General features: G+C 71.0%; 16 protein-coding genes. 13 read left to right on the forward strand and 3 right to left on the reverse strand.

Annotated features, from left to right (window positions below; all coding sequences use genetic code 11):
* The first annotated feature begins 4 nt into the window (after positions 1–4).
* Together DEJ14_RS06680 and DEJ14_RS06685 are read left to right on the forward strand one after the other, a co-directional pair.
* Positions 5–559 (forward strand): GNAT family N-acetyltransferase, encoded by a 555-nt coding sequence (locus DEJ14_RS06680; protein WP_111086506.1) that lies wholly within the window; start codon positions 5–7, stop codon positions 557–559.
* Between the two features lie 9 nt (positions 560–568).
* A complete protein-coding gene (locus DEJ14_RS06685) occupies positions 569–1,450 on the forward strand; it encodes a hypothetical protein (protein WP_111086507.1) in 882 nt (293 codons plus the stop codon).
* 45 nt (positions 1,451–1,495) lie between these two features.
* Here the strand turns inward: DEJ14_RS06685 and DEJ14_RS06690 are convergent, their stop codons facing one another.
* Positions 1,496–2,707: an MFS transporter gene (locus DEJ14_RS06690; protein ID WP_111086508.1), complete on the reverse strand. Its 1,212-nt coding sequence runs from the start codon at positions 2,705–2,707 to the stop codon at positions 1,496–1,498.
* 102 nt (positions 2,708–2,809) lie between these two features.
* On the opposite strand from DEJ14_RS06690, the gene DEJ14_RS06695 reads away from it, so the two are divergent.
* The 4 genes from DEJ14_RS06695 (at position 2,810) to DEJ14_RS06710 (ending at position 5,573) form a co-directional block, all read left to right on the forward strand.
* Entirely contained in the window at positions 2,810–3,661 is an 852-nt protein-coding gene (locus DEJ14_RS06695; RefSeq protein ID WP_111086509.1) for an SDR family NAD(P)-dependent oxidoreductase, read from the forward strand.
* Between the two features lie 180 nt (positions 3,662–3,841).
* Positions 3,842–4,483, forward strand: a complete 642-nt coding sequence (locus DEJ14_RS06700) for a hypothetical protein (protein ID WP_111086510.1) — start codon at positions 3,842–3,844, stop codon at positions 4,481–4,483.
* A gap of 35 nt (positions 4,484–4,518) precedes the next feature.
* Positions 4,519–5,034, forward strand: a complete 516-nt coding sequence (locus DEJ14_RS06705; protein WP_181437635.1) for a luciferase domain-containing protein — start codon at positions 4,519–4,521, stop codon at positions 5,032–5,034.
* Positions 5,031–5,573 (forward strand): cysteine hydrolase family protein, encoded by a 543-nt coding sequence (locus tag DEJ14_RS06710; RefSeq protein ID WP_111086511.1) that lies wholly within the window; start codon positions 5,031–5,033, stop codon positions 5,571–5,573. The genes DEJ14_RS06705 and DEJ14_RS06710 overlap by 4 nt, the downstream gene beginning before the upstream one ends.
* Positions 5,574–5,665: 92 nt before the next feature.
* On the opposite strand, the gene arr is transcribed toward DEJ14_RS06710, so the two are convergent.
* Positions 5,666–6,076, reverse strand: coding sequence for an NAD(+)--rifampin ADP-ribosyltransferase (arr, locus tag DEJ14_RS06715; protein WP_111086512.1), 411 nt, complete (start codon positions 6,074–6,076; stop codon positions 5,666–5,668).
* A 96-nt stretch (positions 6,077–6,172) separates the two neighbouring features.
* Between arr and DEJ14_RS06720 the strand changes: the two genes are divergently transcribed.
* From DEJ14_RS06720 to DEJ14_RS06745, 6 genes are all read left to right on the forward strand, one after another.
* Positions 6,173–6,520, forward strand: coding sequence for a PadR family transcriptional regulator (locus tag DEJ14_RS06720; RefSeq protein WP_111086543.1), 348 nt, complete (start codon positions 6,173–6,175; stop codon positions 6,518–6,520).
* Positions 6,517–7,500, forward strand: a complete 984-nt coding sequence (locus DEJ14_RS06725; protein WP_111086513.1) for a hypothetical protein — start codon at positions 6,517–6,519, stop codon at positions 7,498–7,500. The genes DEJ14_RS06720 and DEJ14_RS06725 overlap by 4 nt, the downstream gene beginning before the upstream one ends.
* A 56-nt stretch (positions 7,501–7,556) precedes the next feature.
* Entirely contained in the window at positions 7,557–8,489 is a 933-nt protein-coding gene (locus DEJ14_RS06730) for an ABC transporter ATP-binding protein (RefSeq protein ID WP_111086544.1), read from the forward strand.
* The gene (locus DEJ14_RS06735) at positions 8,486–9,346 is read left to right on the forward strand and encodes an ABC transporter permease (RefSeq protein ID WP_111086514.1); all 861 of its coding nucleotides are present in this window, start codon (positions 8,486–8,488) and stop codon (positions 9,344–9,346) included. Before DEJ14_RS06730 ends, DEJ14_RS06735 begins: the two co-directional genes overlap by 4 nt.
* Positions 9,347–9,455: 109 nt before the next feature.
* On the forward strand, positions 9,456–9,947 hold the full coding sequence (locus DEJ14_RS06740; protein WP_111086515.1) for a hypothetical protein: 492 nt from the start codon (positions 9,456–9,458) through the stop codon (positions 9,945–9,947).
* The gene (locus DEJ14_RS06745) at positions 9,947–10,441 is read left to right on the forward strand and encodes a hypothetical protein (protein WP_111086516.1); all 495 of its coding nucleotides are present in this window, start codon (positions 9,947–9,949) and stop codon (positions 10,439–10,441) included. Before DEJ14_RS06740 ends, DEJ14_RS06745 begins: the two co-directional genes overlap by 1 nt.
* On the opposite strand, the gene DEJ14_RS06750 is transcribed toward DEJ14_RS06745, so the two are convergent.
* Entirely contained in the window at positions 10,442–11,041 is a 600-nt protein-coding gene (locus DEJ14_RS06750; RefSeq protein ID WP_111086517.1) for a dihydrofolate reductase family protein, read from the reverse strand.
* A gap of 106 nt (positions 11,042–11,147) precedes the next feature.
* On the opposite strand from DEJ14_RS06750, the gene DEJ14_RS06755 reads away from it, so the two are divergent.
* Entirely contained in the window at positions 11,148–13,046 is a 1,899-nt protein-coding gene (locus DEJ14_RS06755) for a glycoside hydrolase family 43 protein (protein ID WP_111086518.1), read from the forward strand.
* The last annotated feature ends 6 nt before the right edge of the window (positions 13,047–13,052 follow it).

Raw genomic sequence — 13,052 nt, forward strand, 5'->3', positions numbered from 1 at the left:
CAAGGTGGTCGCCCTGCGCCCGTGGTCGGTCGACGACGCACCCGCGCTGCTCCTCGCCCGGCGGACGACGCCGGACCTGGACACGCAGTTCCCCGACGCCGATCTGCGCGACGAGGCGCAGTCGCGCGAGCACATCAGCCGTTCCCTCGGATTCGGCGACCGCGCAAAGAACTGGGCGGTCGTGGACGACGGTGTCGCGATCGGGAACGTCGGGCTCACCGCGATCGAGTTCCGGCACGGGACGGCTTGGGCGTCCTACTGGCTGGCGCGTGGGGGACGCGGACGCGGACTGGCGACGGCGGCGCTGGCGAGTGTCTCGTCCTGGGCGTTCGGCGTCGGGCTGTTCCGCCTGGAGCTCGGGCACCGGGTGAACAACCCCGCGTCCTGCCGGGTCGCCAGTGCCGCCGGGTTCGCCGCGGAGGGCACCGAGCGACAGAAGCTGCGGTACGGCGTCGAACGCTTCGACGTGGAGACCCACGCTCGGCTCGCGACGGATCCGGCCCCGGCTCTGCCGACGCTGCCGGTGCACGCGGACGGTGTCGGTCGGGGCTCGTCCTAGGCTCGGCACGTGGAACTGATCACCGACGTGTCCCGCGGCGCCTGGCTGCTCGCCCGGGCGGGAACGTTCGGCACCGTGGGCGGGACAGCCGGAACCGGGTTCGAGGCCTCTGCGCGCATCCTCCACCCGGTGTCGGCGGACCGCGAGGACCGTTCGACCGTGGACGAATGGGAGGACCACCCCGTCCTCGAGTCCGCCCGGTGGCGGTGGTCCGACGTCGCATCGCGAACGGGCGGCATCGTGCACCCACTCGTCCAGTGGCGGAGCCTGACCGGCCGGACCGACGAGTCCGACCTGGTGTTCGAGGACGGCTGGCGCGTCCACCCGCCCGAGGAAGGCTGGTTCGAGCCGATCCTGCTTGCTGCGCTCACCGAGCACCTCGCGGCATCGACCTCGACATCGGACGACCTGGTCGCGGCGATCTGGAGCGGGTGGAGCGAACTGAGCGGGGGTTCGACGCTTGCTGTCGGGTGGCAGGGCGCCGATCAGGCGACTGCGGAGGAGATCGAGGTGATGCGCCGCTACGCGCTCGAGATCCAGGCGCAGCACGACGATGCGCAGGCCGCGATCCGTGCTGCCCTCGCGGTCGAACGCTTCGACTGGCCCTACCGCGAGTGCCTCCTCCTCTCGATGACCCTGCTGCAGCTCGCCGACCCGGCGTGGCTGGACCGTGCCCGGATCGGGACGGTCGCGGACCTGCACCACACCCCGCAGATGCTCTGGCCGGAAGACCACTCATGGGTGCTCGCGTCGGAGATCGACTGGGACTCGACGATCGTCGCCGGGTCACGTGCCCTGGTCGACGCGGTCCTGGCCGACGACCGGTTCGAGGCCTTCCCGGTCGACGAGGACAGCGACCTGACGTGGGGCGGCGATCCCGTCAACGGGTGAACCGTGGCGGTGCCGGCGGCCTCGACCGCTGCTACAGGTCTCCGACTAGAGACGCGCGGGGAACGCCGATCGCCGACCGACCAGGGTGAGCACCGCCGCGATCGCCCCGAAGACGATCATCACCACGGCCAGGACCAGTCCGTCGAACACGGTCAACAGCGCGGCTCCGAAGATCCCGGCGACGAAGATCGCGATGTTGAACGCGACCGGTAGGAACGCGCTGGCGACGTCGGCGTTCTCCCCGCCGGCCGTGGTGAGCGCCGCCTGCAGCTGCGTCGAGGCACCACCGAAGCTGACACCCCACAGGACGGCGGCGACGAGGACGGCGACCGGCGATGCGTGGCCGACGAGCAGCACGACGCCGGTGACGACGAACAGTCCGACGCTCAGGTGCAGCAGCGGCCGGGGATGTCGATCGAGGAGGGCGCCCGTGACGACGACGCCGAGGATCGCCGCGATGCCGTAGACGAGGAGGACGAATCCGGCGCTGAGGTCGGTGCCGGTCACCCGCAGGTACGGCGAGATGTAGGTGTAGATCGTGTTGTGCGCGACCATCCACGCGGCGATGACAGCGAGGATGATCGCGATCCCACGGATGCGGAACACCTTGACCACGGACAGCTTCGCGGTGCCCGTCTGGCCGGGTGCGTCCGGCACGAACACGGCGATCAACGCGAGGATGACGACCCCGACGAGGCTGAGGCCGATGAACGACCAGCGCCAGTCCAGGGCGGTGCCGATGAACGACCCGAGCGGCGTGCCGAGCGCGAAGCCGACGGGCGCGCCCGTGGAGACGATGGCGAGGGACACGCCTGCGAACCGCGCGGGACTGATGCGCCGCGCGTAGGTGGCGAACATGCCCCAGATGACGCCGGACGCCGCGCCGGCGACGAACCGTGTCACGAGCGCGACGGTCACGTTCGGCGCGAACGCGGTGAGGGTGTTCGCGATGACCAGCACGGCGATGGCCGTCATGAGCAACGGCTTGCGGCGTAGGCCCCGCGTGAGTGCGATCGCCGGCACCGTGGCGATGACGGTGCCGATCGCGTAGGCGCTGACGAACAGTCCGACCGTGCCCTCGGACGTCCCCATGCCGTCCGCGATGACCGGCAGGAGCCCCGCGGGCATGGTCTCCATGGCGACGAGCACGAACCCGATCGCCGCGAGCAGTGCGAGCGGGAACCACGGAAGTCGGTCGTCGGCAGCGGGTGCGGCCGTCGGGTGGTTCGACGGGGTCGTGGTCACGAGGGGGTCCATGTCCCTGACGCTAGGGCGGCTCGAGCGTCGGAAGGGAGGTTCTGCTCGACCCCGTTTCGGCAGAGCCTCACTCTCTGCACGAAAGTGGTCTTCGCTGGGCACATGACCGAACCCCAGACCTTCTTCATCACCGGGACCAGCCGCGGCATGGGCACCGAGTTCGCGCGCGCAGCCCTGGACGCCGGACACCACGTCGTCGCGACGGGGCGGGATCCGGAACGCGTCGTCGCAGCGGTGGGCACGCACGATGAGCTGCTCGCCGTCGCGCTGGACGTCACGGACGAGCGCACCGTCCGGAGCGCGGTCGACGCCGCGATCGAACGGTTCGGCCGCATCGACGTGCTCGTGAACAACGCCGGCAGCTTCCAGGGCGGGTTCTTCGAAGAGGTCTCCCCGGAGCAGTTCCGCGCGCAGATGGAGACGAACTTCTTCGGTGCGATGAACGTCACCCGCGCGGTGCTCCCCGTCATGCGGGCACAGGGCTCCGGTCGGGTCATCAGCATCAGCTCGACCGCGGGCATCGTCGCCGGTGCCGGTGGGAGCGCGTACGCCGCGTCGAAGTTCGCGCTCGAGGGGTGGATGGAGGCGTTGTACGACGAGGTCCTGCCGTTCGGCATCCACACCACGGTCGTCGAGCCCGGCTTCTTCCGGACCGACCTGCTCGCCGAGGGCAGCTCCACGTTCTGGGGCGACGTCCACCTCGACGACTACCGGTCCTCGTCGGACCAGACCAAGGAGTTCTTCCGCGGCATGGAGGGCAAGCAGAGTGGCGATCCGGCGAAGCTCGCCCGGACGCTCCTTGCCCTGACGGAGATGTCCGCACCGCCGGTGCGCCTCGTCGCCGGTGCGGACAGCGTCGAGGGGGTCGTGCGGAAGGCGCAGCAGCTCGTCGAACAGGCGCGGGCGTTCCCGGAACTGACCTCATCACTCGACCTGGACGACCAGCAGCGCTGAGCCGGAGATCGGTCCGGACCAAACCCCTCGAACGGGGGCTCCGAAGGAGTTCGGTCGTTCATGACCCGTTACAGGACGCGCCCTCGTCGTCGACCCGAACTTCGACGTGGGCGCGTTCGTACGTCCGGGCAATCGATCCGGCGCCCGGTTCCGAACAACTCGCAGTAACGGGATCAGGAGTTGTCCGTCCGGCCCTGTTCGGGTCAGGCACCGGACGGGCAGCTCTCTCGTCTCGTCACCCCGGCGCCGACGCTCGACCCCGCCGTCGCGAGCCAGGTGCGCACCGCACTCCGGCAGGTCCGCGCGCTCCCGGCCGTCGCCGAGGCGACGCAGACGACCACGAACACCCCCAGTTCCGCCCCGGACCCGACCTGCTCCACCCGGTGGGTCACGTCGAACCACTTCGCATCGCGGTTCACGGTCACGATGGACGCCGGCGCGACCCCGGCTCAGGCCGGAGCCGTGCCGACGACGATGGCCACCGAGCTGGCGTGGACCGGCGTCTCCCTGACGCTGACCGTGCCGGCGGACGAGGGGCACATCGCCAGCACTGTCCACTACGACGGCACGTTCGACCAGCAGATCCCGACGTCGACGTCCACTGCGGTGGCGCAGGGACTGGCGACCCTCGCTGCGACCCCGCACGTGACCGGGCTCGAGGCCTCGATCCCGTACACGATGCGCGTCGACTACGGCTCGCTCGTCATCGGCGTGGACTCGGAGGACCAGGGCGTCCTCGACCGCGTCCGCGCCGTGATCGACGCGACGGCCTTCGCGGACACGACCCTGCACGGCTCGTTCGGCAACGGCGCCAAACCGTGACCCGCGGCGGCGGAGCGCGCCGGTAGCGTCGAACGGTGATCTCCACACCTCGCCCCGGTGTCCGCCCGTCCGTGTCCGACGACGGGCCACAGCGTCAGCTCACTGACCGCGCGACCCCGGAGCGGTGGGGACGACTCGTCGCGGACGCACTGGCACTGCCGGACGTGGTCGAGGGGCACAGTCAGGTCTCGCCGGCGTCGTCGCGCGCACTGTTCCTCCGCGACCGTGCCGAGCACGTCGTGCCGTGGACGTCGCTCGCTCCCGATGGGCGCCTCGAACCCGTGCACCTGCACGGTGTCGACGACACCTCGGTGCACCTGTGCCTGCCGGCGGCTCGCGGCGTCGAGCTCACCGCTCTCGGGTGGGCGACCCCGCACCAGTACGAGGACCACGGCACCGAGTTCCTCGTCTACGGGCCGCGCTACGACCACGAGGTGGACGTCGTGCTCTCGATCATCGCGGAGAGCCTCGCCTTCGCCCGCGATCCCGGCGACGAACAGCCCGGACACGGCCCGGCCTGGAGCCCGCCGCCCGCCATACTGAACCGATGACCCGCGCGCTGCTCCTCGTCGACATCCAGCTGGACTACTTCCCGGGCGGGGCCTTCCCCCTCGTCGAACCCGAGGCCGCTGCCACCGCAGCGCGCACCGTGCTCGACTCCTTCCGCGCTGCCGGCGACCTGGTGGTGCACGTCTTCCACGTGTCCACCGACCCCGACGCCACGTTCTTCGTACCGGGCACGCCGGGCCTCGACTTCCACCCGGCGGTCGCGCCCGTCGACGGCGAGCCGGTCCTCGAGAAGCACGCGCCGAACAGCTTCATCGGCACCGGACTCCAGGAACTGCTGACCGACGCCGGAGTCGACGAGGTGACCATCGTCGGGATGATGAGCAGCATGTGCATCGACTCGACGACCCGGGCCGCGCACGAACTCGGCTTCACCGCGACCGTCGTCGCCGACGCGTGTGCCGCGCCGGACCTGGCGCTCGGGGGCGTCACCGTCCCGGGTGCGAGCGTCCACGCCGCCTTCATGGCGGCGCTCGACGGCAGCTTCGCGACCGTCACGACGAGCGACGCGCTGAGCCGCTGACGTCCGCAGGGCGTGTTCGGGGCCCTGAGATGGGGCGAAGCGGTCGGGAGGCCCGTGGCGGCCCCGCCCCGGGCCTCCCGTCCGTCAGGCGCTCAGTTGATGATCTCGCCGCGCTCGTCCGCGCGGAGTGCGGCCAGGCGCTCGCGCCAGAGGCGGAGCGCGTCGGGCGTGAGTCGGGGCCAGTCGGTGACCTCGCGGACGATCCGTACTGGTTCGGTGCTGCGGTAGGACCGGGTCGGGTTGCCGGGGAACTTCTTGTCGGTGACGTTGGGGTCGTCCTCGTACGGGCCGATCGGCGCGACCTCGTAGACCCGCGGTTCGGCGTCACCGGCGGCGAGCTCGGCCGCGAGCCCGGCGCCGTCGGAGACCGCCGTGAAGTAGACGTGGTTCATGACCACCTCGGGCCGGTAGTTCGACCGGAACCCCGCGGTGAGCAGGTCGCCCGGCTCGAGGTCGGCCTTCGTGCCGTGGAAGAACGGTCCGTCGTCCTGTGCCTGCTTCACGGCGACAGGCTAGCCCCCGGTGCGTCGCGTGCACGAGCATCCCTCCTGCACGTCCTGTTCTGGGAATACTCCCACTGCGGGTATATGCTTCCGGTCATGAGCAGTGGGGAACTCCGCGAACCCGTCTTCTGGATCCTGACCAGTCTGACGGGCGGTCGACAGCACGGGTACGCGATCATCCAAGCGGTGGCCGACCTCTCCGAAGGACGCGTCGCACTCGCGGTCACCACGTTGTACGCGTCGCTCGAGCGTCTCCAGAAGGACGGGCTGGTCCAGGGCGACGGTGACGAGGTCGTCAGCGGTCGACTCCGGCGCTACTTCGCGATCACGAGCGAGGGCGAGCAGCGTCTGGCCGACGAGGCAGCACGGCTCGACGCGAAGCTCCGCGTCCTCCGCACCCGACTCGGGCGTGCGTCGACGGCGACGTCCGGGGGAGCGGCGTGACCGCCGAGCGGAGCCGCCCACCGCTCGAAGCCCGGTACCGCCGGCTCACGAGGTGGTACCCGCGCACGTGGCGAGCAGCGAACGAAGACGCCTTCGTCGGGACGCTCCTCGACGTCGCGGACGCCGAGGGCCGTGCCGCTCCGACGCGACAGGAGCGGCTGGACATCGTCGGGCACGCGGTCTCCGCACGGTTGGACCGGATCGTCGTGCCGCACGTCCGCGACGCGGGCAGCACGATCGCTCTCACCATGGGCACCGGCTTCGCGCTCGCCGAGTTCCTCGTCAGCAGCTGGGCGCCGTGGATCCACGGCAACCCGGTGCCGGAGTCGCTGGTGCAGGTCGGGCCGTTCCGCGACACCGGATTCGTGTTCGCCGCGCTCTGGCTCGTCGCACTCGTCGCGGCGCTCGCGGGTCGGTGGGCGGTCGGGCGGGTTGCCCTGGTCGTCTGCATCCTCGCGGCCGTCGTGACCCCGTACTGGTTCGTCCGGTTCCCGGGGGTTTGGAGTGTCGACCGCGGCACCCTCGCCCTCTTCGCGGCCTGCGCGCTCATCGCCCTCGTCGGTCGGCCGATCCGCAGTCACCACACCGCTGCGGCCGCGGTCGGGTGGTTCCTGCTCGGCGTCGCGAGCTACGGCAGCGTCCGGCACCTCACGGGGGAGTGGATGATCAGCCGGAGCCTGTGGGACGGCAACCTGTGGGCGTGGTACGCCGTCGGGGTGCTCGAGGTCGTGGCCGTCGGGTTCGCGGTGGCGCGGATGTGGACCGTCGTCTTCACGATCACGCTCGGCCTCACCCCGTACATTCTCACGGTCGTCGGCAACGAGATCCGCGGGATCCTCTCCGAGAGCGGCTCCGCGGGCGTCATCGCCGCTCCGGTCGCGCTGGGACTGCTCCTGCTCGTGCTGCACAGTAGTGGCAGGCTCGAGCTCACCGACCGGACCCGTCGCCGGGTCGGGCGGATCCGGCCGCCGCGCACCTGACACATCCCCCTTCCGACGGACGCGCCGCCGGACACCGCTGCAATAGCGTGGCCGCCGTGATCGAAGTCAGCCACCTCACCAAACAGTACGGTCCGAAGACCGCCGTGGACGACGTCTCGTTCGTCGTCCGACCCGGCAGTGTGACCGGCTTCCTGGGGCCGAACGGCGCCGGGAAGTCCACCACGATGCGCATGATCATGGGCCTCGACCGGCCCACCGCGGGGAGCGCGACGGTGAACGGCCAGCCGTACACGACGTTCCGCGACCCGCTCCGACAGGTCGGCGCCCTGCTCGAGGCGAAGGCGGTCCACTCGGGCCGCAGCGCCTACAACCACCTGCTCTCGCTCGCGGCGACCCACGGCATCCCGAAGGCCCGCGTGCACGAGGTCATCGACATGACCGGCCTCGAGTCCGTGGCGAAGAAGCGCGTCGGCGGCTTCTCGCTCGGCATGGGGCAGCGCCTGGGAATCGCTGCCGCACTGCTCGGCGACCCGAAGACCCTGATCCTCGACGAGCCCGTCAACGGCCTCGACCCCGACGGCGTGCTGTGGGTCAGGCAGCTCGCCCGACGCATGGCCGCCGACGGTCGCACCGTGTTCCTGTCCAGCCACCTGATGAGCGAGATGGCGCAGACCGCCGACCGCGTGGTCGTGCTCGGCCGCGGCAAGGTCCTGGCCGACGCCCCGATCGCCGAGTTCGTCGCCGGTGGGGGAGCCGCACCGGGCGCCGCTGGCGGTGGCAGCCGGGTCATCGTCCGGACGCCGTCGCCCGAGCAGCTGTTCCAGGCCATCGGCCCGAACGCGACCGTCACCCCGCGCGAGGACGGCACCTTCCTGGTCGTCGGTCCCGACGCACCGACGGTCGGCAACATCGCGGCCCAGGCCGGCGTTGCACTGCACGAACTCACCCCGACCGGCGCGAGCCTGGAGGAGGCCTACATGGCTCTCACCCGCGACGACGTCGAGTACCGATCGGAGGGCACCCGATGAGCGCCACCACCTCGCCCACCACGCCGTCGACCCGCATGCACGGCGCGACCCGTCTGTCGTTCCCGCACTTGGTGCGGAGCGAGTGGATCAAACTGCGCAGCATCCGGTCCACGTTCTGGTGCTACGCGATCCTGGTGCTGGTGACGATCGGCATGGCCGCACTCGTCGGTGCGAACACCAACAGTGGTGGCGACCAGATGCCGACGGACATCGCCAACGGCACGCTCGTGAACGTCAACACCGTGGGCGTCCTGCTCTCGTCGCTCGTCGTGGGCGTGCTCGGCGTGCTCATCATCACCGGCGAGTACGGCACCGGTCAGGTCCGCTCGACGTTCACGGCCGACCCCCGGCGCACCGGTGTGATCCTCGCGAAGGCCGTGGTGCTGGCGGTCACGACGTTCGTCGTCAGTGCCGTCGCGACCTGGATCGGTGTGCTCATCTCGCTGCCGCTGCTGGCCGGCAACGGGGTGGAGCCGGAGATCGGCAACCCGTCGGTGTTCCTGCCGATCCTCGGGTCGTCCGTCTACCTGACGCTGCTCGCGCTGCTCGCGTACGGGATCGGCCTGCTGGTCCGGTCGAGCGCCGGCGGCATCGCGATCACGCTCGGGATCCTGCTGGTGCTGCCGGTGGTCCTGTCGCTGATGGCGGGGCTGATGAACCTCGAGTGGCCGGTCAACATCATGAAGTTCCTGCCCGACCAGGCCGGCAGCCAGCTCTTCGCGTACTCCTACGACGGACAGGAAGCCAGCCAGGACGACATCGTCCTGAACGGCTGGGGCGGCTTCGGTGTCCTGGCGGCTGAGGTGCTCGTCGTGGGTGCACTCGCGCTGACGGTCGCACGTCGACGCGACGTCTGACCCGACCGACTGCGCACGCGTTCTGCGACGTCCCACCTGTCGATCGACGGGTGGGACGTCGCTCGTTGTGCACGCATCGACCAACCCGCGGCATCGCTAGGCTCGCACCGTGCGACACCTCCCCGCCCTGGTCCTGCCGGCGCTCGCCGTCGTGGCCCTGCTCGCCGGCTGCACCTCGGCGCCGCCCGTCGACGAAGAGGCCCTCAGCGCGTGGCAGCACACACAGGAGAAGTCCGGGGCTGGCGACGACGCGCTCGCCACGCTGTACTCCCGGGTCGACACCGGCGAGGGACAGACCGATGCTTCTGGCGAGCTCCAGCGCGGCATCACGATCACCTTCGAGCACCCCGAGCAGATCGACCACCTCGAGTTCTCCTGCTTCGGCGGCGCCCGGATGAGCGGCCAAGTGACGACGACCTCCGAGGCGACGTCCCGGACCACGTCGACCGACCCGATGCGGTGCAGCGATGGGCAGCAGCGCGTCGACCTCCCGCGCACCTGGAAGCGTGACGTGCACAGCATCTCGTTCAACGCCTTCGACAGCGACCGCGACAGCGCATGGCAGGTGCTCGTCGTCAGCGCCGGCACGGACACCGACTGATGTCACGCGGCCGCCGCTTCTCCGCGCTGGCCCTGCCGGCGCTCGCCGTCGTGGCCCTGCTCGCCGGCTGCACGTCGGCGCCGCCCGTCGACGAAGAGGCCCTCAGTGCGTGGCAGGCGAAGCAGGAAGCGGCGACCGAGACCGACGACGCCGTCCTCGGGGTGCTGAGCGCCGATGCCGCCCCCGGCAACGAGGATCCGGAGGACGTGGAGCCGGGCGTCCGGCTGCAGTTCCCGGACTCGCGGACGATCGACCACCTCGAGTTCTCCTGCTACGGCAACGGACACATGCGCGGCATCGTGCGGACGACGGCCGCAGAGGCGTCGGGGAGCTTCGAACTGGCCGCGATGGCGTGCCGGGACAGTCCGCACCGCATCGACCTGACCGAGATGGCGAGCAAGGACGTCGATGCGATCGGCTTCAACGACTTCGACAGCGACCGGCCGAGCGCGTGGCGCCTGGTCATCGTCGGTCCAGGCCCCTCGGGGGAGTGACTACCGCAGCACCTGGTAGCGGTGGAGCGTGACCCCGTTGTGGTACTCCCGCTGCTCGAGCAGGTCCAGCAGCAACGGCGGTCGCACGCCCGTCTCCGGCGGGTCGAACAGCGGCCGACCGGCGCCGAGCACCGCGGGGTGCGTGTAGAGCAACAGCTCGTCGAGCAGCCCCGCGTCGAGCAACTGCGTCGCGAGGTTCGGGCCGCCGACGCCGATGTCGCCCTCGGACTCCTCGCGCAGGACGGCGAGCTGCGCGATGGCGTCGTCGCCCCCGATGACCCGGGTGTTGTGGTCGGCGCTGGTCCGGGTGCGCGAGACCAGGACCTTCGGCTGGTCGGTCCAGACCTCGCCGTACTCGCGCATGAACGCCGGCATCGACTCGTCGGCGCGGGCGTCCGGCCAGAACGGGTCCATCATGTCGCGGACGACCCGCCCCTCGACGGACAGGGTCATCGCGGCGGCGCGGGCGTTGAACTCGCGGTGCAGCGGCTCGTCGATCCGCATCCACTCGGGCCCTTCGACGTCGCCGAGTTCTCCGGCGTCGCGCTCGACGAAGCCGTCGATCGACACGTTCATCCAGTACACGAACCTCGCGGGCATCGCTGACTCCCTCGTCACGCGGAACCGGACGGAACCGTCCCGGTCCGCTGCCCGCGAGCGTACGCTCGCGCACGCAGCCCTTCCTCGACGATGAGAGCAGGACCCCGTGCGCCGAACAGTCGCAACCATCCTCGCCGTCGCGACGCTCACGGCGGTCGCGACCACGGGCCTCCCGGTCGGCCCCGCCGCAGCGTCCACGCCCGCGGCGGACCGGACCACCGGACACAGCGGCTCGGGACACGGCGCGTCTGCGCCGACCCACCGGAACCCGGTCGCGCTCAGCCTGCCCGACGGCGAGACGGCGGCGAGCTGCGCCGACCCGACCGCGATCCGCGGCGTCGGGCGCGACCGCGACTGGTACCTGTACTGCACGACCGACGCGCTGACGGCGACGGAGCAGAACGCCGACGGATCGCTCGTGCAGCACGGGGTGCCGACCTACCGGTCGACGGACCTGACGCACTGGACGTACGTGAACGACGCGTTCCCGACGCGACCGGCGTGGGTGGGGTCCGCCAACGGGATCTGGGCGCCGGACGTCGTGTACCGCGCCGGCGACCGTGGTCGGCCGGGTACCTGGTACCTGTACTACGCCGCGTCGGACACACCATCGGCATCGGCACCGACCGGCGGGGGATCCGCGGTCGGCGTCGCGACGAGCTCGAGCCCGACCGGACCGTGGACGGACTCCGGTGGCCCGGTCGTGGCACCGCAGACCGCCGCGAACGGCACCGGGGCGCGCTGGGCGTTCGATCCCGAGGTCATCACCGACGAGGGCACCACGTACCTGTACTTCGGCAGCTACTTCGGCGGCGTCAACGTCCGCACGCTCAGCGCCGACGGACTCCGGTCGGACCCCGCGAGCGAACGGCAGATCGCGATCGACAACCGGTACGAGGGTGCGTACCTGATGCGCCACGACGGCTGGTGGTACTTCACGGGCTCCGCCACGAACTGCTGCAACGGCGCACTCACCGGGTACGGCGTCTTCGTCGCCCGGTCGCGCAGCCCACTCGGACCCTTCACCGACCAGGACGGTGTCGCGATCACGAGCACGCGGGTCGGCGGGACACCCCTGCTCGCGCAGAACGGCAACCGCTGGGTCGGCACCGGGCACAACACCGTGGTCACCGACCTCGCCGGCCAGGACTGGATCATCTACCACGCGGTCGACCGCGGCGACCCGTACTACGCCGGGCAACCGACGTACACGAAGCGGCCGGCGCTCATCGACCCGCTCGACTGGCGGCACGGCTGGCCCGTCGTACGGGGCGGGGCGGGACCGTCCGACACGGTGCAGCCGGGGCCGGTCGCGCAGCCGGGGCAGCGTGCGACCTACCGGGCGACCACTGCACCGGTCGACGTTCCCGGACGGACCATCCGTGCGCTGTCGACGTCGTTCGACGGGACCACGCTCCCCACGGCGCTCCGCTGGACCCGCGAACCCGACCGCTCGACCTGGACCGTCGGCGGCGGTACGTTCCGATGGCAGACGCAGGACGCCGACATCCACCCACCGGCGACACCACTCGCCTCGGTCCTGTCCGAACCGGCGCCGCGGGGCGACTACGTGCTGCAGACGACCGTCGCGGTGGACACCCCCGCCACCGGCGACGGCGTGAACTACGTGCAGGGCGGACTGATCGTGTGGGGCGACGACGGGAACTACGTCCGGCTGACGTCGAACTCGATCTTCAACACCCGGCAGACGGAGTTCGGCAAGCAGGTGTCCGGGCAACCGGCCGGGGCGCCGAGCTACGGCAACACGGTCGTCGGACCGGTCGGGGACACCACCACGCTCCGGATCGTGCACCGGGTCGTCGGCGGCGAGCACCGGTACACGGCGTACACGAGTGTCGACGGGCGGCACTTCGTCCGAGGCGGGACCTGGACGGCGGGCCTCGGGAGCGCGCCGAGGATCGGGCTCATCTCGCTCGGCGGTGCCGGGTTCACCAGCACGTTCGAGGACCTGCGGGTGAGCACGGTGGCGACGCACCGGCGGTGACGGTCT

This window comes from Curtobacterium sp. MCJR17_020 (assembly GCF_003234365.2).
In the GTDB taxonomy this organism is placed as follows: Bacteria; Actinomycetota; Actinomycetes; order Actinomycetales; family Microbacteriaceae; genus Curtobacterium.

What these genes read in the sequence shown, in the direction of transcription:
- DEJ14_RS06695 (WP_111086509.1), top strand. Translation starts at nt 2,810, where the DNA reads ATGACCGAACCCCAGACCTTCTTCATCACCGGGACCAGCCGCGGCATG.
- DEJ14_RS06710 (WP_111086511.1), top strand. Translation starts at nt 5,031, where the DNA reads ATGACCCGCGCGCTGCTCCTCGTCGACATCCAGCTGGACTACTTCCCG.
- DEJ14_RS06735 (WP_111086514.1), top strand. Translation starts at nt 8,486, where the DNA reads ATGAGCGCCACCACCTCGCCCACCACGCCGTCGACCCGCATGCACGGC.
- DEJ14_RS06750 (WP_111086517.1), bottom strand. Translation starts at nt 11,041, where the DNA reads ATGCCCGCGAGGTTCGTGTACTGGATGAACGTGTCGATCGACGGCTTC.
- DEJ14_RS06745 (WP_111086516.1), top strand. Translation starts at nt 9,947, where the DNA reads ATGTCACGCGGCCGCCGCTTCTCCGCGCTGGCCCTGCCGGCGCTCGCC.
- DEJ14_RS06720 (WP_111086543.1), top strand. Translation starts at nt 6,173, where the DNA reads ATGAGCAGTGGGGAACTCCGCGAACCCGTCTTCTGGATCCTGACCAGT.
- DEJ14_RS06690 (WP_111086508.1), bottom strand. Translation starts at nt 2,707, where the DNA reads ATGGACCCCCTCGTGACCACGACCCCGTCGAACCACCCGACGGCCGCA.